At 66.4% G+C, this 23,171-nt stretch carries 13 protein-coding genes; 3 read left to right on the top strand and 10 right to left on the bottom strand.

Annotated elements, in window-relative coordinates; translation table 11 throughout:
- Positions 1-16: 16 nt before the first annotated feature.
- The 8 genes from JOF56_RS18935 to JOF56_RS18900 form a co-directional block, all read right to left on the bottom strand.
- Positions 17-787, bottom strand: coding sequence for an SDR family NAD(P)-dependent oxidoreductase (locus JOF56_RS18935; RefSeq protein ID WP_209639812.1), 771 nt, complete (start codon positions 785-787; stop codon positions 17-19).
- Positions 771-1,706 carry an ACP S-malonyltransferase gene (locus JOF56_RS18930; RefSeq protein WP_209639809.1) on the bottom strand — a complete coding sequence of 312 codons (936 nt, stop codon included), beginning with the start codon at positions 1,704-1,706 and terminating at the stop codon, positions 771-773. Before JOF56_RS18930 ends, JOF56_RS18935 begins: the two co-directional genes overlap by 17 nt.
- Positions 1,703-2,989, bottom strand: a complete 1,287-nt coding sequence (locus JOF56_RS18925; RefSeq protein ID WP_209639806.1) for a beta-ketoacyl-[acyl-carrier-protein] synthase family protein — start codon at positions 2,987-2,989, stop codon at positions 1,703-1,705. Before JOF56_RS18925 ends, JOF56_RS18930 begins: the two co-directional genes overlap by 4 nt.
- 8 nt (positions 2,990-2,997) lie before the next feature.
- The gene (locus JOF56_RS18920; RefSeq protein ID WP_209639803.1) at positions 2,998-3,261 is read right to left on the bottom strand and encodes a phosphopantetheine-binding protein; all 264 of its coding nucleotides are present in this window, start codon (positions 3,259-3,261) and stop codon (positions 2,998-3,000) included.
- 646 nt (positions 3,262-3,907) lie between these two features.
- Entirely contained in the window at positions 3,908-8,791 is a 4,884-nt protein-coding gene (locus tag JOF56_RS18915; protein ID WP_209639800.1) for an acyltransferase domain-containing protein, read from the bottom strand.
- Positions 8,792-8,797: 6 nt separating this feature from the next.
- On the bottom strand, positions 8,798-14,674 hold the full coding sequence (locus tag JOF56_RS18910) for a type I polyketide synthase (protein WP_209639797.1): 5,877 nt from the start codon (positions 14,672-14,674) through the stop codon (positions 8,798-8,800).
- Positions 14,675-14,711: 37 nt separating this feature from the next.
- Positions 14,712-16,262 (bottom strand): PfaD family polyunsaturated fatty acid/polyketide biosynthesis protein, encoded by a 1,551-nt coding sequence (locus tag JOF56_RS18905; RefSeq protein ID WP_209639794.1) that lies wholly within the window; start codon positions 16,260-16,262, stop codon positions 14,712-14,714.
- Between the two features lie 62 nt (positions 16,263-16,324).
- Entirely contained in the window at positions 16,325-18,181 is a 1,857-nt protein-coding gene (locus JOF56_RS18900) for a fatty acyl-AMP ligase (RefSeq protein WP_209639791.1), read from the bottom strand.
- A gap of 343 nt (positions 18,182-18,524) precedes the next feature.
- On the opposite strand from JOF56_RS18900, the gene JOF56_RS18895 reads away from it, so the two are divergent.
- The 3 genes from JOF56_RS18895 (at position 18,525) to JOF56_RS18885 (ending at position 21,027) form a co-directional block, all read left to right on the top strand.
- The gene (locus JOF56_RS18895; RefSeq protein ID WP_209639788.1) at positions 18,525-19,562 is read left to right on the top strand and encodes a 3-oxoacyl-ACP synthase III family protein; all 1,038 of its coding nucleotides are present in this window, start codon (positions 18,525-18,527) and stop codon (positions 19,560-19,562) included.
- Between the two features lie 332 nt (positions 19,563-19,894).
- Positions 19,895-20,098 (top strand): hypothetical protein, encoded by a 204-nt coding sequence (locus tag JOF56_RS18890; RefSeq protein ID WP_209639787.1) that lies wholly within the window; start codon positions 19,895-19,897, stop codon positions 20,096-20,098.
- A gap of 101 nt (positions 20,099-20,199) precedes the next feature.
- Positions 20,200-21,027: an alpha/beta fold hydrolase gene (locus JOF56_RS18885; protein ID WP_209639784.1), complete on the top strand. Its 828-nt coding sequence runs from the start codon at positions 20,200-20,202 to the stop codon at positions 21,025-21,027.
- A gap of 302 nt (positions 21,028-21,329) precedes the next feature.
- On the opposite strand, the gene JOF56_RS18880 is transcribed toward JOF56_RS18885, so the two are convergent.
- Together JOF56_RS18880 and JOF56_RS18875 are read right to left on the bottom strand one after the other, a co-directional pair.
- Entirely contained in the window at positions 21,330-21,719 is a 390-nt protein-coding gene (locus JOF56_RS18880) for a cupin domain-containing protein (protein ID WP_209639781.1), read from the bottom strand.
- Between the two features lie 215 nt (positions 21,720-21,934).
- Positions 21,935-23,002 (bottom strand): helix-turn-helix domain-containing protein, encoded by a 1,068-nt coding sequence (locus tag JOF56_RS18875; RefSeq protein WP_209639778.1) that lies wholly within the window; start codon positions 23,000-23,002, stop codon positions 21,935-21,937.
- Between the last annotated feature and the right edge of the window lie 169 nt (positions 23,003-23,171).

Below are 23,171 nucleotides of genomic sequence, written 5' to 3'. Positions count from 1 at the left end.
GGTGCTTCCTTCGACGTCATGACATCATCCGCGGCACGTCACGTACCGCTCCTGCCACATACACGGCGTCACCCGTCACGAACGACGCTTCATCTGATGCCAGGAAGAGGACCGTGCCGGCGACCTCCTCCGCGAGCCCGAACCGCCCGTAGGGTGAGAGCTGAGCCAGCGCTGCCCGAGCAGCCGGGCGGTATCCGGTGGTCATGTCGGTCTCGATGAACCCGGGAACGACCGCATTGCAGAAGATTCGGCGGCGACCGTACTCCTTGGCCACACTGCGGGTCAGCGACAGCAAAGCGGACTTGGAAGCCGCATAGCTCGCCGCGCCCACAAGACCGTTGGCCGTGAACGAAGCAACGTTCACGATCCGGCCACCGCTGCCTTGGGACAGCATATCGTCCACCGCGCGACGGCAGACCAGGAACGGACCACGAAGGTTGACGTCCAGCACATACTGCCAGTCCTCGAGGGCGGTCTGCACGAGCAACGAGCCACGAGTGACACCGGCGTTGTTCACCACGATGTGCACCTCGTCCAGCCATCCGAGGGCGTTGTCGAACAACCGCTCGATATCTGCCTCCACGGCGACATCCGCCGGGACGAACCGCGCCTGACCGCCCGCCGCACGGACAGCGGCTTCGACCTCGGCTCCGACAGGCGCGGATTCACCGCGTCCACAGAACACCACGCGGGCACCATCGGCGGCAGCGCCGAGCACGATCGCCCGCCCGATGCCACGCGTACCTCCGGTGACAACAAAACTCTTGCCGTTAAACCGGCCCGACATGTGCACCTCCCGCATCGCGCGTCGCAGCCGCGGTCTCCTCGAATGTCGCGCGTGGGACGTCCGGAATGGTTCGCGATGCGAATTTGAGCCCCGCAGTGCCTGGCCCGCATCCGATCACGCGCTGGACGCCCAGCTCCATCAGGGTGCGCAGGCTGTCCTCGAACAGCACCGGCGCTTCAATCTGGTCCACAAGGGACTTCCTGACCGCCTCGGCGTCACGCAACGGCTGCGCTGTGACGTTGTCCACCACAGGAATTTTCGGCGCCTGTATTGGTGTTTCGGCTATCAGTTGAGCAAACTGCGGCACGATAGGAGCAAGGAGCGCGCTGTGGAACGGCGCACTCACCGGCAGAGCGACAACACCGCCTCCAACGTCCTCGCAGGCATTCGCAGCGACCGCGACGGCGTCTGCTTCTCCGGAGAGAACGGCTCGGCCGGGTGCGTTGAAGCAGGCCACACCAACCACACCGTGCTCGTTGCCGAGCTTGCTTGCCACCGCAAGGGCCTCCGGTGGCAAGCCCGAGACAGCCACCATCGCTCCGGCTCCGCGCGGGACAGCCTGCTGCATCAGCTGCCCACGTGCCGCGACGAGGCGCACTGCATCGTCGAAATTCAGCGCCCCGGCCGTCACCAAGGCGGTGTATTGGCCGAGGCTGTGTCCCGCGAGTGCCACTGGCTCGATGCCATGCGCCAGCAGGTGTTCCCCCTGCGCGACACCGATTGTCAGCAGCGCGGGTTGTGCGATCTCGGTACTTCGCAGGACATCCTCTGGCCCCTGCTCAATCCAGCGCGACAACGGCCGGTCCAGTGCCTTGTCCGCGGCGGCAAACGTGGCCCGGCAGCCCGCACAGGCAGCGGTCAGCCCAGCACCCATGCCAACCCGCTCGCTGCCTTGCCCTGCGAACAGCAGTGCGGTCATCCTGGGCATCCCACAACCAAGCACGAGTTGATCCCGCCAAAACCGAACGAGTTCGAGATCGCTACGGTGACGGCCTGCTCACGGGCCTCATTCGGGACGAAGTCCAGATCGAGCTCCGGGTCCTTCTCCTCCTGGTTGATCGTCGGGTGCAGCACGCCATGCTGGATCTGCAGCGTCGTGGCAACCAGTTCGATGACTCCGGCCGAGGTGAGGCTGTGTCCGATCATCGACTTCGTCGCGTTCATCGGAACACTGCGCGCCCGGTCGCCAAGGACGGCCTTGACCGCGGCGACCTCGACCGGGTCACCCTGCGGCGTCGACGTCGCATGGGCATTGACGTAGTCGACCTGTTCCGGGCGGACACGCGCGTCCTGCAATGCGTTCCGCATCGCACGCTCCTGCCCGTCCTGGTGCGGCTGGGGTTGCCGGGAAGCATCCGACGCCGCTGCGCCACCAAGAAGTTCCGCGTACACGCCTGCGCCGCGCCGCCGGGCGCTCGCCATCGTCTCGATCACCACCGCGGCCGCGCCCTCACTGGGCACGAAGCCCTCCCGTCGAGCGTCAAAGGGCCGGCTGGCGCGGGCCGGATCATCGTTGAACGACCGGAAGGTCAACGCCTCGATCTCCACCCACGCCTGGATAACCGCGGGATCCATGGCAACCGGGCCACCCGTGACGACGACCACGTCCGCTCGACCGGCGCGAATCATGTCCAACGCACTGAGGGCAGCCAAGTTGCCGCTCGCGCATGCGCCACCGACCATCAAGCTCGGCCCACGCAGGTGCAACAGCTCGCAGACCACACCGACGACGTCGGTGTCCAGTGCCACCATCCCCATCAACGGGGTCATGTACTCCGGGTCGTCGGCAAAGATACGGCTGTTCTCCGTGATCAGCGGCGTATTCAGGTTTTGACCGGCCAGCACGTGCCCGACTCGGCGAGGATCGACCGTGGCGGAATCAAGCCGAGCGTCGACGTATGCCTGAGCCGCAGCCGACGCTGTCATTCGCCCGGAAAGCGGCGTGACGCGAAGGAGTCTCTTGGCCGCCTTCGTCAGCTCAGCGTCATACCCACGACCCACACGGCCCAGATGCTCGTTGTAGTCGAAGTCGCTCATGTCGCCCGCGACCCGGCACTCCACCCGCTCATCCATGCTTTTCCAGTTCGTGATCCCGGACCGTCCGGCGAGAAGTCCCGCCCAGAACTCGGGAACACTGTCACCAAGACACGTCACCACACCCATGCCAGTGATCACGACACGCTGATCGAAAGTCCGTTCCATCGAGCACCTCAGGCGGCTGCGGCGAAGTGCTCGAAGATGTCCACGAGCTCCTTGAGGTTCGAAGCCTTCGACAGCTCGGTGCGCGGGACCTTGATCCGTAGCTCCTTCATCGAGCGCGACACCACCTCCACCATCTCCAGCGAGTCCGCGCCGAAGTCCTTCATGCTGGCTGTCTCGGTGACCTCCAGGCCTTCAGCTCCTTCGATCACGGTGGCAATGTTCTTCGTAATGACAGCGAAGATGCCTTCGCGAGTGACAACAGGCTGCGTCATGGTTGTTCCGTTCTCCGTCCACAGAGGTGCACTTGCGCTTTTCCGTAGTCAGGGCAATACGCGACACACGGGAAACTCCTTGCTCAATTGGCAACTACGACGAGACTCGTAGCACCCATCGTCGTGAACACATCGACACAATGTCGATGCCATGCCGCGCCCGCTTCCTGCCAAACAACTGTCTGCGACGGTCGGGCACGGCACCGGGGCGAGCCGTTGTCAGTGTCACGTCTCTGCGTGCGTCGCGAAAGGGGCCGCTGAACTGGTCCGCGTAACCAACGGCGGTGATGTTGGTGGCTACCAGCTCGGAGCAGCCGACAATACGCCAAACGCGTTGCGGTACAACAAAAAACATAGAATGCCGGTATGAACATGGTCCTTGATGGACTACCTACCGCGCGTCCAGGGACCATCGTGCCGACGCGCTGCCGGACGCGTTCACCGAGACGACGAATTCGTAGTACTTCTCACCGGCGTGGAGCTCATCGGCCCGTGACACCGTGGGCGGCGTTCGGTGACTCGATCACTGACGGTCCGACGCCGGTGAAAGGGCACCATCCGGTCACCGGCTGACCATCGCGGCGGTTCCCCTGGGACGTCGCACCTTCAGATGCCCCAGGGGAACCACAGTTCGAAAGCAGGCGTATCAGGTCGGCGGGACAAGGCTGTGTACCGTCACGTGATCGGCTGCCTGTTCGACATGCAGATGGTGGATCTCGTCCGGCCTTGCCTTCGGCCAGGCCCGGTGCTCCCGCAGAGCCACCTCGACGGCCGAGGGATGCACGCGGGCAAGCCGCGCCACATGGTCTTGCATCGCGATCCGGGCGAGATGGTCCCTGCCTCGGGATCCGGCTGGGAGACCGTAGACATGCGCGATGGTTCCTCCCAGCCAGTCGAACTGTTCGACGTCCGCAACGGACAGTCGGGTCACATCCGCGTCCTTCACCGAGATGCCGAGGCCTCCCGCGTAGCGCCGGTGCCGCAGGAAAGCCCGTCGTACACCGGGTTCCGCAATCCCCAAGCGTCCCCCGGGCATCAGGATGTCGACCAGGCGGATGGTGGCGAGTAGCCGCCGCTCGTCCGACAGCCACAAGTCCACGACCGGTCGCGTCCTGTTGCCCTGGTCGAATCCGACGAAGCGTGCCTCGACGTACACATTCCCGGAGTCCGGCAGCGGCGCGAACGACTCGAACGCTGTGATCTTGTGCGGGAATCCCACCACGTCCCTGCCGATCTCGTCGGACCACCGCCAGAGCTGGGCATGGGGTATGACGTGGGTAGCGGCATCGAGTAGTCCCTGGTTGAGTATCCCGCGCGGCACACTGCCACGACCGGCGTCGAGGACTCCCGATGCTCCGCCGATCCCCAAGCGCCATGACACGAGGTACTGGAAACTCGGCCCGTGGAAGACCACTCCGGTGCAGTAGGGATCGCCTGCGGGCTCGGCGCCGGCCAGAGGTCCGGGCGCCGCCCGAGATCCGGCCGGTTGCCCGCCGACTCGCACGGTGGCGCTGGCTACCGGTTCGAAACGGGAGAGCGCTGGTGTCGCCGCGTCACGCCATACCAGGAGCGTCACGTCCAGCTCATCGCCCGATCCACTCACCTCTGTCCTCAGCCGAACCGCCTCCCTGATCGGCACCCACCGGCGCAGCTGCACGTCGCGCACTGCCGTGACGGGGCGGCCGGTGTGGCCGACAGCCGCACCCGCAAGCAGATCGACCGTGGACATCATCGGCAATGCCGGAAACGTGAAGGTCGGACAGTGATCCAGCAACCATTTGTCGACCGCGGGATCGAGCACGTGCTCCGCCGAGCGTGACACCGGACCGCCGGTGGCGCCCTCCACGACACGCATGCCCAGGTTCTTCACGTGGTAGATGCGTATTCCGTCCACCCACAGCCATGCATGCCCGACCGCGTGGCGGTCGTGCTCGTCGACCTCGATGATGTCCATCTCGACCGTGACGCGTTTGTTCGTCGGTACGACCTGACCACGGTACTTCCAGGTCACCTGGCGACCCGGCAGCACGGGTTCGAATCGCGGATTACGCAGTCCCGCACCGAGACCGCGCTCGATGAGGTAGAACTGCAGGAGCTGGCACATGCCCTCGACACCCAGTGAGCCCGGCTGCACGGGATCCTGGAAGAAGTGGGCCTTGAAGAACCAGTCACCCGGATCGATGTCCTTTTCGGCACGCAACCGGCCGAGCCCGGCCTCGCCGCCGTCCGGCCAGTAGCCGGTGATCCGGTCGAGCATGAGCAGCATCGGGCCGGCCAGCCGCAGCGAACCGTCGAAGTAGCGGGCCGGGCGTCGCGTAAGATCGACGACGCGGTCGCATGGTGCCGCGAGCCGGGCACGTTCGGCATCGGACGGCGGCAGGCCGACCTGATTGTCGAAGGCCTTCGGTGCGAAGTACCCGAACCCGCTGGACAGCTGGAAAACCGATTGCCCGTCGGCGAAACACTCGATGTCGAAGGACATGATGACCACGCCGGCGACCTGCGAGACCCGGGTCAGCTCGGCGCGAGTGCGTAGTGTGCGTGTCCCCGGCCGGATCTCACCGGTCACGGTGCCTGTGCCGTCGAGGTTACGTATCAACAGGTCCGTGTCGCCGCCTGCCAGCGCGACGCCGGCGTACAAGCCCACCCAGCCGCAGGCCTGAAGGACAACCTCCAGGAGCACCGCGAACGGCATGGCCGGGCAGCCGTTCTGCTCGAAGTACCAGATTTCCTCAGGAACGTCATATTCGACCTCGGCCCGAGTACCGACTTTCATGCCAAGGAACGGGCCGTCGACCCACGCTACGCGGCTCATGAAACCGTAAGGCGGGCCGGGCATGCGAGTGATCCGACGCGGACCGTCGAAGACCTCATAGGCGGGTCCGAAAGCCTCGGACGGCTTCCCCCATGCGAGCGCGAGCAGAGCCGCGTAGTCGAAACGGAAGCCGTCCACTTCGGCCACTGGCTTGGTCTCGTGGTAACCTCGCAGCCCGCCGAGTTCCGCCGGCGCCACCGGCTCACCGGTGGTCAGGACGGCGGGAGGGCCGAGCGGGCGCCAGTACGACAGCGGCCAGTCCGGCACGAGCCGCAGACCCAGACGGCGGCCGTAGAACATCCTAGTTCCGTCCACTGTGCACAGTACATCGGCGAACAGTGTCGGTTGCGGGCCTGCCGCTACCTCCCGGACGAACACCTCGTAAGTCAGGCCGCGACTGTCCGGGGTCACCCGGCCGCGGTTGCGCACGTGGTAGGCATGGTCGGGCACTGGTTCAAAGCGCCAGCCGTCGCGGTCGACCGTATATCCCATGGCCGCCAGGTAGAACGCCAGTGCCTGCAGGCATCCGTCGAACATCAGCGAGCCGGGCATGAACGGGTCATCGGTGAACTGAGCCTCGAACAACCAGTCCCCCTGCGAGACGGGTGTTTCGGCTCTCAGATAGCCCCGGCGCCACGGCCCACCGGCCGGATCGAACTCGGTCACCTCGTTGAGGAGCATCCGGCCGTCCGATATCCGCGGACTGCGGATGTGGCATCGGGTTCGCTCCCAACCGGGCCCGAAACAGTCGGCCGGCTGGCCGTCGACGAACGCGCGCACCGCGTCGGGACCGAATCGGCGAACCGAGCAGACGACGGCCGGCGGATCGACTGGCTCCGAGGCGCCGGGTGACTCTGCCGCAGGATCCCATTGCACGCCGCCAAGCGCAGCGAGTTCCTTCTCGGTGAAGAAGCCGGCAACGCAGTCGTGGGCTGTCATGCGGGGCTCGTCGCCGACGTACCAGGTGCCGTGGAAGAACGACAGGCGCACACCATTGTGGTCGCCGTACCCATCGACGCGAGTCTCGCCGCGGAGCTCCTCACCGAGCAGGGGCGGGCTGCCATGGAAGGTCAACTCGGCGCTGAGCAGCCGGCAGAACCGCTCGCCATGGCCGGGCTGGTCGGCACCGGCATCACGTCGCCCGGTGGGTCCAATGTGCCCGGTGTTGCCCGTCCCGTGGTGCACGACGCTGGTGCTGCGCTGGGAAAGCAGGAACCGCTGGTGGACTTCTGCTTGGCGCGTCAGGAATTCCTGATGCCGTGCGGAGATCCGCCGATAGATGTCGCCGACCGCCGTCACGGCCGTCCGGGGGTGTGCCGTGGCCGGTATGGCTGCAGTCGGCGCCTCGGCGGATACTCGTGGCCGCGATGGCGCGGGCGGCATCATCTGTGGGGCAGCGCTTTCCACGGCCGGCGCCCGGTTTCGCGCCAAGTGATCGAACAGTGGATCCGTCCGCATGGGCACGCCCGCTGCGACGAGTTCCGCGACAGTGCCGGCGAGATGGTGCACGCCACGACCGTCCATAGCGACCGCGAGATGCTCCCGGTCACCCAGGATGCGGCGAATCCATCCGGTGCACAGCGCCTGGGGACCGTGCTCGATGAACACGCGTACCCCGTCGGCCCACGCACGCTCGACCGTCGCGGCGAAGTCGACCGTGCTCACCGCCTGCGCGGTCAGCGCATCCGCCGCGGCTTCCGGCGTCGGTGAGTACCAGTCCGCAGTGGCGCAGGAGTAGAACCGCACGTCCGGTACTTCGAAGGTCGGCCGGTGGTGCAAATGCCACCATTGCTCCCGGATCTCGTTCAACTCGGGCGCGTGCACCGCGATCTCGTAGTTGAGAGGCAGCGCACGTCCCGGTCCGAGCCGGCGGACGACGCGTTCACATCCCGCCGCCTCGCCGCCCACGACGCACGAGTCCGGTGCGTTTATTGCCATCAAGTGCACCGCGGGCTCTCCGTCGAGCGCCACGCGGACGTCTTCCACCGGTCCGTTGACGATGTAGTTCATCCACCGATCGCCGTCGACTCCGAGGCGCCGCCACACGCGGCGCACCGCCTCGAACTCACCCACCAGCCCGCTGGTGAACAGCACGGAACCGCGTGCGTCCGTGACCAGATCCGGGACGTCCCGCCACGCCCCCATGGCCACCAGCGCATTGGATTCGCCGGACGAGTAGCCGATGATCGCGTCCGGCGAGATGCCCAGCAGGCCCCAGTTGATCTCGGTGTGCAACTGGGCGAGCAAGCCGGCTGCCCAGATCTGATCGAGGGCATCCACACTGTCCACTTTGGTGTCTGTGTACGCCCATCCAACGGGGTCCAACGGGCCGCAGCGCGCCTCGAGGGCAGCCATGATCTCGGGGAACTCGAGCATCAACTCCTTGCCCATGCCCTGATAGGCGGCGGCACCGCTGGTGAAGACGAACGCGACCTCACCCTTTATCGGAGTCTCGCGGAAGGCGACGCCTTCGGGTGGCCGCCCGGAACCGGTCAACCACTTGCGGGCAGCGGCCACGCGCGCGGCGTGCTCCGCCGCCCCCGCGGCGAGGATGACCAAGCGTGCCGGCCCCTGGCCGGATTCCTGGCCGGCCGCCAGCGCCATCAGTATGTCGTGCCGATCCTTTCCTGAGTAGACGTGCAGGCGGAGCGGAACGCTTGCGCCGCCGCCATCGGCAGCCGGTCCGAATCCCAATCCCATGTGGACTTCTCTCATCTTCCGTCATTCCGGGCGCAGCACGAGATTCACGGCGAGCAATTCCGCCCGCGGTGATCCATCGGCGTCCACCAGCCCGATGTCGCATTCGGCACGGTCGAGGTAGACCTGTTTGGCCCGCACGACGCACCGCATCGGCCCGTCCGCCGGACCTTCCCGGTGCAACCGGTACTCGCCGACGGACATCGGCAGCGTGGCGCCGCCAAGTACCTGCTCGGCCCACACCAGCGACAGCTGGAGGCAGGCGTCCGTGGCCGCGGGGTCGGTCCGCCAAACTGTGCGTTTCCAGCCATTCCCGCTGTTCCAGCCCAACTCCTGCAGACCTACGACGTCAGCGGTCGCTCCCAAACGCGAAACGCCGTGCAGTGAACGGATCGCTTGGAAACGTGGGCCGTGGAAGAGGACACGCCCGCCGTAGATCTCTGCCGGTTTCACCGGCTGGAGATCCGGCCGGAGATCCGGTGGAGTCTCCCAGGCGGTCATCGGTCCGGGCCCCGCCTCGCCAGGGTTCATGGTCGCCCGGTAGTGCGGCCTGCCATCGTCACCGAGCAGCTCCATCATCAACCCCGGACCGCCGGCGTCGCAGCGCACGGCAAGACGTGTGCCGCCGTCTTCGAAACGGTTGAGGCTGATCTTGCGCAGCACATCGATTCCGCGAATCACCACGGCGTTCCCCGACGGGCTTGACTCCCGTGCCGCTGCAGCGAACCACTCGAGCGCCATGGCCACCGGCACGACCGGTGTACCCGCGATGTCATGGTCCGCCAGGTATGGATGCGTTCGCGAACTCAGCCGGATCTCCGCCCTCGTGGTGCGCTGGTGGGTAGCCCCGTTCACCTGGCCGCCACTGTCACCTGGCGTGATGACGACCTGGACCTCGTCCGGTGGGCTACCGAGTTCGGCGACGAACGCCTGTGCGCCGGCGGCAACCGGAATCAGCGGCACCTGGCGGCTACGGAAGTGGCTCTCGACTTCCGGCGTGACCATGCCGCCCTGCCACGGTCCCCATGCGATCGACCGAACCACGCTGCCCGGCCGCTTCGCTGCCTCGGCGCTCGCGACCTGGTTGAGCACCTCGTTGGCCATCGCGTAGTCGCTCTGGCCAGGATTGCCGTAGCGCGCCACCACCGAGGAGAACACACACAGCACCTCGAGAGGATCATGCGCCGTCGCGTCCAGCAGCGCCAGCAGACCCGCGGCCTTCGTGTCGAAGACCTTCTCGAACTGCCCCAAGGTCTTGTCCGCGACACGTTTGTCGGCGAGCACACCGGCTCCATGCACGACGCCGGTGATCGGCCCCCAACTCCGCCGCACCTCGCCGAGCGCCTCACTCAACGCCTTGGCGTCCCTGACGTCCACCGCGAGGTAGCGCGCCTCGGATCCGGCTCGCTCCAAGGCCGCCAGGGTGTCCCGGATCTCACGCGCGGCCTCTGCCGCCGCGACCAGCGAACCCACCTCGGCGGGAGTCGGCGTCCGCCCGGTCCGTCGCCGCTCGAGGGCGGTCACGATCTGTTTGAGCGAGGCGTCATCCGTAACGCCTTGCAACGCAGCGGGTTCATCCATCAGCGGCGTACGTCCAATAAGGACAAAGCGAGGTCGGCACGCCTCAGCGAGGGCGCGCAACGAGGCAGCCGTCACCCCGCGCGCGCCACCCGTCACCACGATCACGGATTCCGGCCTGATCCTAGGCGTGCCAACGGGTTCGGCACGTGCCTCGGCCACTTCCACTGTGGTCCTGGTGCCGTCCGCGCGCAGGCCGACCTCCAGCGTCGGCCCACCGGCGAGGAGCTCACGCACGATATCCTCGGCGATCGCCGAAGCCGCCCGGCCGCCGCGCTCGCAGTCGATCGTCTTGACACTGGCGGCCGGCCATTCCTGACCAACGGTCCTGGCGAGCGCGGCAACGCCACCGAGCCAGGCGCGGGTCGGCTCACGACCACCGAGACCGAAGTCTCCGCCGGTGTCCTGCACGGTCACGAACACGCCACCGTGCTCCTCGAAACGCCGCGCCACCGCCGCCGCGGTACGAAACGCTTCGGCGTTGACGGCCATGGCCTGTTCCTCGGAGTCGACATCCCGCAGGCCGCCAAGGAAGACCACACCGGCGACGTCAGGGGGAACGTCGGTGACGACACTGGCGGACAAGCCCTGTTCGTTGAGCCCGTCCACCACCAAGCGCGCGATACCGCAACCGTCATCGGTAACAGCCAGCGGGCCATCGCTCAACCCGGCCATCGCCAAACCGGATGCCTCAGCGGCCACCGTTCGCACAGCGAGCCGGACGAGCGGCGACGCCCCGTCGGTGCCGATGCTCGACCCGGTAACCAGATCTTCGCGTGCTTCCCGGAGTTTGTCGACGATCTCGCCGACCGTACGCAACTTGCCGAGCTCCATGGCATCCACATCGGGCAGGCCCGGCGCCTTCTCCCGCACCGCCGACAGGATCTCCACCCGCTTGATCGAATCGATCCCCAGATCGGCTTCCAGCTCCATCCCGGCATCCAGAATGTCAGGCGGATAACCTGTCTTGTCCGCGACCACCGACAGCAGCACCGATTCCAGGTCCACCGTTTCCGGGTCCACTGTGGCCACTGTGGCCACCGGACCCGGTGCCGTGGCGATGCCGGTGGGCGCGGCTTGCATCGGTTGCACCGGTGGCGCGATCGCGAGATCCGGTCCGCAGGACTCAATGCTCGACCCGGCAAGAAGATCTTCGGGCGTTTGCCTCACCAGATCCGGCGGCGTCTCGTGCGCCGTGACTGTCGCACGGAGACCCCCTCCCCACGTATCGGCGACCTTCAGGAAGGCGATGTGACTGTCGGCCATCGCACGCTGATACGCGGCGTGCGCATCTATCGTTCGGCGCGCGAGATCCTCGTGAACCCGCAGCCACCCATCACCAACAACATCGGTGTCGATGGTCGATCCTCCCAGCAGATCCTCGGTGTCGATGGTCGGTCCTCCCAGCAGATCCTCGGTGTCGATGCTCCATCCGGCGAGCAGATCCTCGGTGGGCTGTGGCGGATTCGGCAGCGGAAGCGCTTGCGCACCACCTGCCGGGGGATATCGACGATTGTGGTTGACACTGGAGATTTTCAACACCGCCTTGGACTTCTGCACTGCCCGAGGCGTAGCCGGTGCGTAGCCGGCCCACAACGTGTCCAGATCCAACGACATGCCTCGTGCGCAAAGCAGTCCCAGTGCGTCGTAGAGGCTCGTGACACCGTTGCTGCCCTTGCGATCGAGACTCACGGCCGTATGCGCGCGGCCGCCGAGTATCTGACCGACCAGGCCGGTGACCGCAGAACCCGCACCGACCTCGATGAACGTGCGCACCCCTTGGGAGTACATCGCTTCGATCTGATCGACGAACCGCACCCCGGACGCGAGGTGATCCGCGACGCGGCGACGCACAGCCTCCGGATCCGCCGGGTACCGGGTGGCGTCGGCGTTGCCGTACACGTCAATCCGCGGGCCACGGATATCCATGCCGGACAGGAAGTTCAGCAGCGGGCCACCTGCCGCCATGACCATCGGGCTGTGAAAACCGGTCGCGGCTTTGAGCCGCTGTGACGCCATCCCGGCCCTGGCGAGCTTGCCCTCCAAGGTCGCGACCGCCGCGGCACTGCCCGAGATGACGACCTGTCGAGGTCCATTGTGGTTGGCCACCCACAGTTTCTCCTCGCCGCAGCTGGCCATGACCGCCTCGACGTCTTCGCGGGAGCCGGAAACGGCCACCATTACGCCAGGGACGGCCGCCGCGTCGCGCATCAGCTCACCCCGACGACGGGCCAGCCGTACCAGCGTTTCGTCGTCGAACGCCCCTGCGACGTGCAACCCGACCAACTCACCAAAGCTGTGCCCTGCCACGCAATCCGGCCTCAGCCCAAGCGCACGCAGCACGTTGAGCAACGCCAGGCTCGTCACCGCGAGGGCCGGTTGCGCCCACTCGGTCTCGGTCAGCAGCCGTTCCTGCGCCACACGTTCGACATCGGTGAAGACGGGAATCGGGAAGACCACCTCGTGCAGCGGCCGGTCGCCGATGTCGATCGCGGCCGCCTGGTCCCAGACAGCGGCGGCCGCTGGAAAGTGCATCGCCACGTCGGCACCCATGCCGACGTACTGGCTGCCCTGGCCCGGAAACAGGAAAGCGACCTCGCCGGCTGCCGCAGGCCCGGCTCCGTAGTGTATTCCGGCCGGCGTGGAGAACGAGGCGCCCGGGTTCTTCTCGATCAGCGTGACGGCCTGCTCGAGCTTGCTCTCGAGGTCCCCGGCATCGGTGGCGACCACTGCCAGCCTGTGGCGGTCGTCGTGGCGGAAGTCCTGCTGCGTCTCCTGCGCGATGCGGGCCAGATCGTCCTGGGCGACGCCACGAGCGCGATCCACGAGTTCCGGCACGGTGGGCGCACTGAGGAGCACGAGTTCAGCGGGCATCGTGCGGGCACGCCACGCCGGGCTGCCACCGGCATCCCCGGAGCCGGGGATGTACTCCTCGAGCGTCACGTGGAAGTTGGTGCCGCCGAAGCCGAAGCTGGACACCGAGGCCCGGCGTGGATGCGTCGAGTCCCGTATCCACGGGCGGGCATACGTATTGAGGTACAACGGGCTGTTGTCCAGGTCCAGCTGGGGATTCGGGCGCTCGACCTTGATCGTCGGCGGAAGTAGCTTGTGCTGCAAGGCAAGCACCGCTTTGAGCATTCCAGCCGCACCCGCCGCGGACTTGGTGTGACCGACCTGCGACTTCACGGAACCGAGCGCGCACCATTGCCGGCTTGGCCGGCCCGGCTTCTCGAACACCGAACGCAGAGCGGCGAACTCGGCGGCATCGCCGGCCTTGGTACCCGTGCCGTGTGCCTCGACAAGTTCGACGGTGTCCGGGCCGTATCCAGCCGCATCGTACGCTCGGCGCAGCGCCCTGGCCTGCCCTTCCGGCAGTGGCGCGTAGACCGCGGTTGCACGACCGTCCGAGGACGAGCCGACACCACGGATGACCGCGTAGATCCGATCACCTTCCCGCTCGGCGTCCACCAGGCGCTTGAGCGCGAACATGACCACGCCCTCGCCGAGCACCGTGCCGTCAGCGGTATCCGAGAACGGCCGGCAGTCCCCGGTCGGCGACAGCGCCGGTGTCTTGCTGAAGCACATGTACATCGGGATGTCGTTGCAGGCGTCGACGCCACCGGTGATCACCAAGTCGGACCGGCCGAGAGTGAGCTCGTTCACCGCACCCGCCAGCGCCGCCAATGAGGTCGCGCACGCGGCGTCGACGGTGAAGTTGGTGCCGTGCAGGTCGAACTTGTTGGCGATCCGGCCGGCGACGACATTGCCCAGCAGCCCCGGGAAGGTGGCTTCCTGCCATGGCACGTAGTGGTCTGCGATCCGGTCGCAGATCGCCTGCGCCTCCGGCTCCGCGACACCACTCTCGCGCAACGCCTTGAGCCACACCGGACGTTGGACTCGAGCACTCATAGTGGTGAGCAGTTCCAGCGCTCCGCTGCCGAGGATGACACTCACCCGGTCGCGGTCCACTGCGAGCAGATCGCCGCCAGTCACGTCGGCGAGCACCTTCTCGGCCACCATCAGCGCCAGCAGCTGGGCCGTGTCAGTGGCCTCGACAGTGTTCGGCGGTATGCCGAACGCGACCGGGTCGAAGTCGACCTGGGGCAGAAAGGCCCCTCGACGGCTGTACGTCTTGTCGAGGGCTGCCGGGTCCGGATCGTAGTAATCCTCGAGCAGCCAATGGGTCGGCGGGACATCGGTGATCAGGTCGCGCCCCTCCAGCACGCCACGCCAGAAACCTTCGACATCCGTTGAGCCCGGCGTCAGAGCGCCGACTCCTACGACGGCGATGGGCTGCTGCCGGACATGGCTGTCGCGGGACATCATCTTCATCGTCACCTCGGAAAGTAGGTGTGCTGGTTCAGGCCAGCGGGCGCGGCACGAACGTGAACGCGGCCGCCGGCACGGGAACGCCACAGGTGCGCAACTGGTGTGCGCGAGTGATCACCGCAGCCCCTTCGAGGAGATTGCGGGCGATCTGCACAACGGATCGATTCGCCGGCTTGGCCAGGAAACTCCCTGCCGTCCAGCGGTTGAACGCACCCATCGCCGGGCCGCACCAGATCTGGTAGTCCGCACGGCGAGACACCTCGCCGTCAATGGCCCAGCGGCTGGACTTGCCCAGGTACCAGCGAAACAGCAGTGCCATCCGGTGCTTGGGATCCCGCTCGGCCTTCGCCAGCTCCGCTGGGTCACGCCGCTGCCAGAAACCGGCTGTCTCCGACCAGATCTCGTCCAACGGAGCACGCAGGATGTCGCGTTCGACCTTGCCGCGGATTTCCGCCGGGATCCGCTCAAGACTGGGATGGCTTCGGTAGATCTCGTACAACTGGGCGGCACGGCTGGCGAACAGGGTGCCGCGACGCAACACCTGCAATCGGACACCCATCTCGAACATGTCCGCGGCCGGTGCCATGGTCACATCGGCCAGGTCCGCTTGTGCGAGCATGCTCTTGGCATCCTCCGACAGCCCGGCCTCGACCGACGCCTGGTTCACCGAGCCGGTCACGACATACGCGGCACCGAGCGCGAACGCGGCGGCGACACCATCGGGCGCACCAAGGCCGCCTGCGGCGCCGACCCGGATCGGACGGGTGTAGCCGTACCGATGGGTCAGCTGATCTCGCAGCGCGAGCACCGCCGGCAGCAACGCGACCAACGGCCGGTTGTCGGTGTGTCCTCCGCTGTCGGCTTCAACGGTGACGTCCTCGGCAACCGGCACCCGCGCCGCCAGCCTGGCTTCGGCCTGCGTGAGCTGCCCCCGCGCCACCAGCACATCGAGCAACTCGGCCGGCGCGGGTGACATGAACCGCTCGGCGATCTCAAGGCGGGAAACCTTGGCGAACAGCTGAGTGCGGCGTTCGATCTGTCCACTGTGGTCGGCACGAAGGCCGCTGGCCGCGCACCGCACCACAGCAAGAGTCAGCCCCATGAACGCCGACGCTGAGATCCGGGGGACCTCGCGGCGCACGAGCAGGTCGGCGACCCGCTCCTCGAACTGCGGCTCGCGCGGCGAATGGATGAGATTCACGCCCCAGTTCGAACCGCCGCCCACCTGGCCGGCGAGCTCGTCGACAGCCCGCTCGACACAAGCGAGGTCCAAGCCCGCGGCACCGAAGAAGCCGAGCATCTCCGCACGCGCCAGCTCGGCCACCATCCGCGTTGTGGCGATGCCATTGGCCATCTCCCCCGCCACATAGGGAAAGCGTGTGCGGTGCGCCGCACAGAAGGATCGGCCACCCAGCCACTCCGGATACAGCGGCGGGAGCAGGCCGATGATCTCCTGGCGATCACCAGGCACCGGTCTGCCACCGAGGGCGACGCCCACACACCCAGCGGAGGTGTCCGCCACGATATGGATCGGCTCCCGGACCTTCGCGACGACGCCGGCTATCCCTTCGGGGCTGAACATCCCCCCAGGTCCATCGGGAGGCGGGCCATCCACCTGTGCCGGCCCGGCGGCTGCGAAGCCGCTCACCGTGTCGCGTCCACGCCACGCGTGTCCTGTCGAGAACTCTGGAACACCCCGATTGTCGTCTGGGCCGCATGGATCTCGCCCGTGAGGTAGGCACGTCGACATGCCGAGCGGCGAATCTTGCCGCTGGTGGTCTTCTTGACCGTGCCCACGGTGCCGAGGACCACCGCGTGACAGGCGATCTGGTGATCCTCTTGGATACGCCGGCGAACGGCCCGCAGGATCGCCTCTTGATCCGCTGGGCCTTGCCCGTCCCTGCGGATCTCGACGAACAACACGAGTTGCTCGTCGGAATCGTCATCGTCCGGCGGGACCGAGAAAGCGGCGAGTCCGCCCGGCCGGACAAGTGGATGAGCCTGGCGCGCGCTGTCCTCGATGTCCTGCGGATACAGGTTGTGGCCCCGCAAGATGATCAGGTCCTTGTGGCGTCCGGTCACGAACAACTCACCGTCGAAGAAAAACCCGAGGTCACCGGTCCGCAGGTACTCGCGTGAGGCGTCCTCACCATGGCACCGGGCTTGAAAGACCTCTCTGGTCTCGTCGGCCAGTCCCCAGTAACCGGCCGCCTTGGTCGGGGAGTCGACCCAGATCTCGCCGATGCGTCCAGATGGGCACGGCCGGCAGGTGTCCGGGTCCACAATGCGTACGCGTGCCATCGGCTTGGTGACACGTCCGCAACTGAAATACGTGAGCGCGGGCCGATTCGAGGCATCGCCGAGTGGCACGGCACGGCCGCCCTCGAGCTCCTGCTTGTCCAGTCTGAGCGTGGTCTTGCCACCCACGGACACCGACACGGAGCACTCCGCCAGCCCGTACCCGGAATAGAACGCATCTGGCCGCAGCTTGCTGTCCGCGAAGGCGTCCAAGAACGCACGAACCGTCGCCGGGCGTACCTGCTCGCCTGCCGACCCCACGAGCCGCAGCGAGCTCAGATCCCAGCTCCGCCGCTGCTCCTGCGAGGTCTTGCGCACCAGCAGGTCGTACGCGAAGTTCGGTGCCGCGGTGTGGGTCGCGCGTACCCGCGATATCACCTCGAACCAAACCGCCGGCCGCTTCAGGAAAGTCAGCGGGGACATCAGATAGGTGTCCAGGGAGTTGCCCACGACGGTATTGATGATGACGGTGATCAAACCGAGATCATGGAAGTGCGGCAGCCAGAACACCCCTCGGGTATCCGATCCCAGGCCGAGATCCCTCGCATTCGCCCATACCTCGTGCCAGAGGTTGCCATGGGTGATGATCACCCCCTTCGGGGATCCGGTCGAGCCGGAGGTGTACTGCAGAAACGCGGGCGTGTCGGCGGTGGCACGCATGTGCCAGGTCGTCGGCGTGGTCGAGCCCGGCAGGCAACGATCGGTCTGGTACCACGGGACATCGGGCCAGCGAACCTCAGAGCAGGACATCGGGTCGACGGTCGCGTCAGCCATGCTCAGCGCCTGATCGAGGTCGGTGTTGGTGAGCACGACCCGGGCGCCGGCACTCTCCACGATCGTGGTAAGCGCGGTGATGTCGTGCTTGAGTTTGAACGGATTGGGCGGGCATACCGGAACAGGGATCACCCCCGCCGCCAGGCAGCCGAGAAACGCCTTCACGAAGTCCAACGAGGGCATGTAGACAAGCACCGCGCGGTCTCCCGCCTGGACGCCCCATGACCGCAGCGATCGGGCGATTCCGTCCGCGGCCGCGGCAAGCTCACCGACAGTGAGCACCTCGTGGTCCCTGCCCTTGTCGTCAACGAAAGTGAAGAGAACCGCACCAGGATCACATTCACAGAGCCGCCGAAATGCGGAGACAATCGAGCCGGCTTCTTGGACATCGCCTCCGCAGTTCCTTTCCGCCGTCGAGACCAAATCCACTCCAATTATCGTCGGGATTTCCGGGAACGTGAGCCCATAGTTTGCTTGGCGACTCGGAACCTAAAAAGGGGCCACGCAGCAGGCCCCCTGCGGAACGCCGCACCCAGTCCCGCGTCGCGGAAAGCGGCCGGCGGGTTCAGGGCCGCGTGATTGGCCACTTTCAGCGCTTGCGCTGCGCCAGCACACTGACCCAGGTCATGCAGGGTAGCGGCACCGAAGCGACGTGCTTGAGCAGCGAAAACGATTTCCGGCCTTGCTTGTTCGAACGAATGCGGGACGCACGCCGCCATCGCTCTTCGACCGCCGGCTCACGAAGGCGCTGCCCGCTCGAGCCACACCCGACATGACGGCCACCCTGTTCTCCCACAAGGAAAGGACCGATGTGTCTCCTGCCGCCCATATCGTGTCCACGGGCACCGCGCTTCCCGGCGATCCCGTTGACAACGAAGCCATCGCCCGCAGGTTCGGCACCGATACCGACTGGGTCGAGGCGTTCATCGGCACCAGGCAGCGACACTTCGCCGTGGATCTGAACACCGGCCAGGTCACGCACACCCTGACGGACCTCGGCGCGCAGGCCTGCGCGCAAGCCATGGCCGGGGCCGGCCTGGAACCACAGGACGTGGATTTCCTCGTGCTCGGTACGTCATCGCCGGACGCGCTCATGCCCGCCACGGTGAACCTGATCGCCGACCGGCTCGGAATCGACCAGGTGGCGACCTACCAGCTGCAGTCGGGTTGCGCCGGTGCGTTGCAGGCGCTCGACCTCGCGTGCCGGCTGCTGGACGAGGAGCATCTGATCGGCTTGGTCGTCGGGGCGGACGTCTGCGTCAAGCACCTTGTGCTGGACCGGGACGCAAGTTCGGTCCGGCCGTCCGGCCGTGTGCTCTCCGGCGACGGTGCCGGCGCCGCGGTGCTGGCGTCCGAGCTGGTGCCCGGCTCAATCGCGGTGCGCCGTGTGCTCAACCGGTTCAGCGGGCTCGGCCAAGCTCCCGGTCAGGTCGTCCGCTGGTTCGGCGCGGCCGACCTGGCCGATCCGCGACAGCCCGTCGAGGAGGACCACAAGGCCATTGCGGAACGAGTGCCACTTCTGGCCCGGCAGGCCATGAAGGAGATCCTCGGCATGACCGGCTGGCATCCGGCATCCATGTCATACCTGCTGCCGCCGCAACTGCCTGGCCGCGTGGCCCGCCTCGTCACCAAGGAACTCAGTCTGACTGATGTAACGGAGATCAGCTCCATCGCGCACCTCGGCAACGCCGTGCCGTTCTTCCAGTTCGACCTGCTGCGCGATCGGATCCTGGCTGAGCAGCGAGCAGTCGCGATCGCGATCGAGCCGAGCAAGTGGATCAGGGCTGCCGTCACCCTCGAAGGAGTGTGACTTGATCTCGAGGACACCAACGCTGGTGTGTTTTCCGCACGCCGGTGGCGGTGCTTCGGCCCTCCGGTCGCGGCGACGGCATGCCGATACGAAGATCCCATTCCCGGCAGCCATTTCCTGGTATCGGACGAGAATTCCGAGTTGCGATCCGAAGTGTTCGCGCTTGTCGAAAGCGTCACCCATCCGGACGCGCCCCGGTTGCAGTAAGGGAAAGGCCAGCCATCCGGCCTCTTTCGGCGCCGCCGCCACCTTCTCCAGAATCACCCGAGCCAGAACAACGACGAAAGGCAGAAACCAGCGTGCGTCGAATGGTAAGGGTCATCCTCACGACCATGGCCGTAACCGCCATCCCTGTCGCCATCGCGGCGGGAGCGAATGCCAGTCCGCTTTTGCCCCAGCCGGCGGCATCACACCTGCATCTCGACTGGCGGATCGACGGTCTGCGCGCAGGGGTCCACATCGATCACTGTGGCGTGTCCGGGTGGTTCTCCGACAAACACCTCGGGATCAAGAAGAGCGTCAGCATCGGCTGCTGACAGCCTCGGACACGACAACCCAGTGCAGCATCGCCCGATGGGTATCGACCGGCAGGAGTTGACGTGCCGGCCGATACCCATCGGCATGCAGGAAGGGCACCATGAGCGGCACCCAGTTTCTGGAGCGCCCCGGGGGGACGCTCGCCTACTCCGTCGCCGGAGAAGGACCACTTGTCGTTTGCTCTCCTGGAATTGGTGATCTCAGAAGCACTTTCACCGACCTGACTCGCCTGCTTCTCGCCGGCGGTCTCCGGGTAGCGGCGGTCGAATTGCGGGGCCACGGGCAGTCGAGCACCAACTGGCCGTCTTACACGGCGAACGACGTGGCGGACGACCTACTCGCGGTCTGCAGAGCGCTGGACGATCAGCCGGCGGTGTTGCTGGGCAGCGACTACAGCGGCGCAGCCGCGGTCATCGCGGCGGCCAAAGCGCCTGACGCCGTGGCCGGAATCGTATTGAGCCGGTCATTCGTCAAGGCCCCTTCGTATGACCCGTTGGAAAGGACGATGACGAGCCTGGCCATGCTGCCCGGGCTGGGCCGGACATTGTGGATGTCCTATTGGCCAACGCTGTTCGCCACAAAACCGGCCAACTTCGAACAGCGGCGCCGTGAACTTGCTGTCAGCCTGGCCGAGCCGGGCCGGTTCGACCCGGTCCGCGAGATGATCAAGAGTGATCATACCGCTGCCGAGCGGGCACTCCCCGACGCCGGATGTCCAGCACTGGTGGTCATCGGCGACCGTGATCCGGACTGTCCCGATCCCGCCGCCGAGGCCTGCCTCACGGCCGACCGACTGGGCGGCCCGGCAACCGTGCTGGTGGTGCCGGACGCAGGTCACTATCCACACGCGGAGGACCCTGAGCGGGTCGCCCTTGAGGTCGTCGCCTTCGTACGGGACTCGTGCCGGCTTAGCGGCTCCGGCGATTGAGTCTTGGAATAGCGAGTCCGCCCCGGCCAGAGGCCGGAGCCGGGCGACTGGAGGTGGATGCGTCGGTGCCCGGCGGGCCGGGCCTGGGCTCCGAGGAATCCCGGGTCTGGTTCGCCGGGCACCGACGCATCCTGGGCCCGATCTCGCCCAAACGCTCAATGGCCGCAGCCGCGCCAAGTGAATGATCCGCAAGTGGATGGGTTCGGCTCGATTTGACGTACGCGTCAAATCGAGCCGAACCCACGTCTACGCCACACTCGACCTTCTGTCCGAATTGGACGTAACAGACAATGGGTTGCGGGTCACGGGATCTCCTCGGTGTACACGTGACTGAGGTCGAGTCGTGGCGCCAGCGGGCAGAGATGAAACACGACGCGCACCTCCACGTCACCGGCGTTGCGCACGCGGTGGCGGACGTAGCGCGGCACCAGTACGCCCTGGCCGGTGCACATGGTGATCGGCTCGTCGTCGAGATCCAGGGTCACATCACCGGAGACCACGTACAGGAACTCGTCGGAGTAGGGGTGGTAGTGCTCGGTGATCCGTTCGCCCGGCTTGAGGATCGCGACGCCGAGAAAGCCGGTCGACGCGCCGACCGTGCCGGGTGTGAGCAGCAAGCGAATGTCGCCACCTCGCGTGGTGACGGCGGGTACGTCGTCGATACCGATCACGCGACGGACGTTCGTGGTCATCTGGGGACTCCTCGGCCGGCCGCGCCAGTGCACATGTGAGCCAGGCAGCTGACGAACGGAATGTGTGAGTGCACTGAGGACTTCGCATCACCGCACCTCCCCAGTGGTTTCCAGAACGCACTCACCATGGCGCGTCACACTCACGGATCGGTGACTGGCGCACAGGATCGCTGCGTTGATGTTGCCTCGGCCGGCCACTGGCGAAAAGCGGCCAGTCAACTGGCCCCCTGACCGGACCGATCTTGATCCCCGCCGGCCGGCCCCGATTCGCGTGGCGCCTGGGCCCCCGGCTGGTCCGCGGGCGACGACGGGGGTGGGACCAGCCCGTGAAACGCGGCCTGCAACCCGGCCTGAAACCGGGTCCGGACGCCCAGAAACTCGATCAGGGCACCCAATCTGCGCTGGAACGTCCGGTAGGACAAACCGAGCTGCCGGGCCACCGCCTGGTCCGGAAGTCCGGCCGTCAGCAAGGTGATGAGCCGGGCGTCCTCAGGGGTGAGCGAACTGGCACCTACCGGCCTCGTCGAGTCGGCGGGTATCGGCAACGCCGTCCGCCACAGTGCCTCGAACAGCGCGCTGAGAGCGTCCAGTATCGCGGAAGGATGAACGGCGACGACACTGTCGACCATCGTTGGATTGGACTGCAGCGGCAGCAGTGCGAGACGGCGATCCGACAAGATCAACTTGACCGGTGCCTCTGGTAGCACTCTCGCCTGTTCGCCCATGGCGATCGCCGGTTCGATCTCAGCCTGGATACTGCGGGTTGCGAGCCCTGCGGTGTCGTAGAGCGCACGATAGGCGATACCTCGCCGCAGCATCTCCGCCTCGACTGGGGCGAGCACGGTCGGGGCGACGACGTACGGGTGTTTGTCGATGAAGCGGATCTCGTGACTGGTGCTGCGGACGATCTGTTCCACGAGTTGAGCCACCGCCTGCTGGCCGGAGACGACCTCGACCAGTTCAGTCGGCTCCCATCCCGCTGCCGTGCGAACGTATCGACCAGCGAGTTGCTCGACATACAGACGGGCGCGCTTGATTTGCTCCTGTTGCTCGAGAAGTAGCACCTCCAGCGCGACGTCGGGGGCGGTGGCGGTGAACTTGGGCGGTACGCACGCCGTGCTCTTCACAAGCCCTAGGGATAGGAGCTTCTCGAGCACCTTACGCAGGCATGCGTCATCGATGTCGACCCGTTGGCATATGTCGTCGAAGGTGGCCGGTGGGTTATCGATGAGCAACTCGTAAACGGTCTGCGCAGAATTATCGAGGCCAACGATCTCAAGCATGAGGTGATCCTCTGCTTCGCGTCGCTCTGATGGGGTGCGGATTTCGGCGAGCCATCGCCACTGTCCAGCATGCGCCAGCATTCAGAGCCGGATTCGGCGCGGTGGGCGGGACACGATGGCGAAGCTCCCGGTCTCCTGATCACCCGGCAGCGTTCGCGGAGGCTAAGGC

Origin of the sequence: Kibdelosporangium banguiense, assembly GCF_017876405.1 — a bacterium.
GTDB classification, from domain to species: Bacteria; Actinomycetota; Actinomycetes; order Mycobacteriales; family Pseudonocardiaceae; genus Kibdelosporangium; species Kibdelosporangium banguiense.
This window is presented reverse-complemented; position numbering and strand designations above follow the sequence as displayed.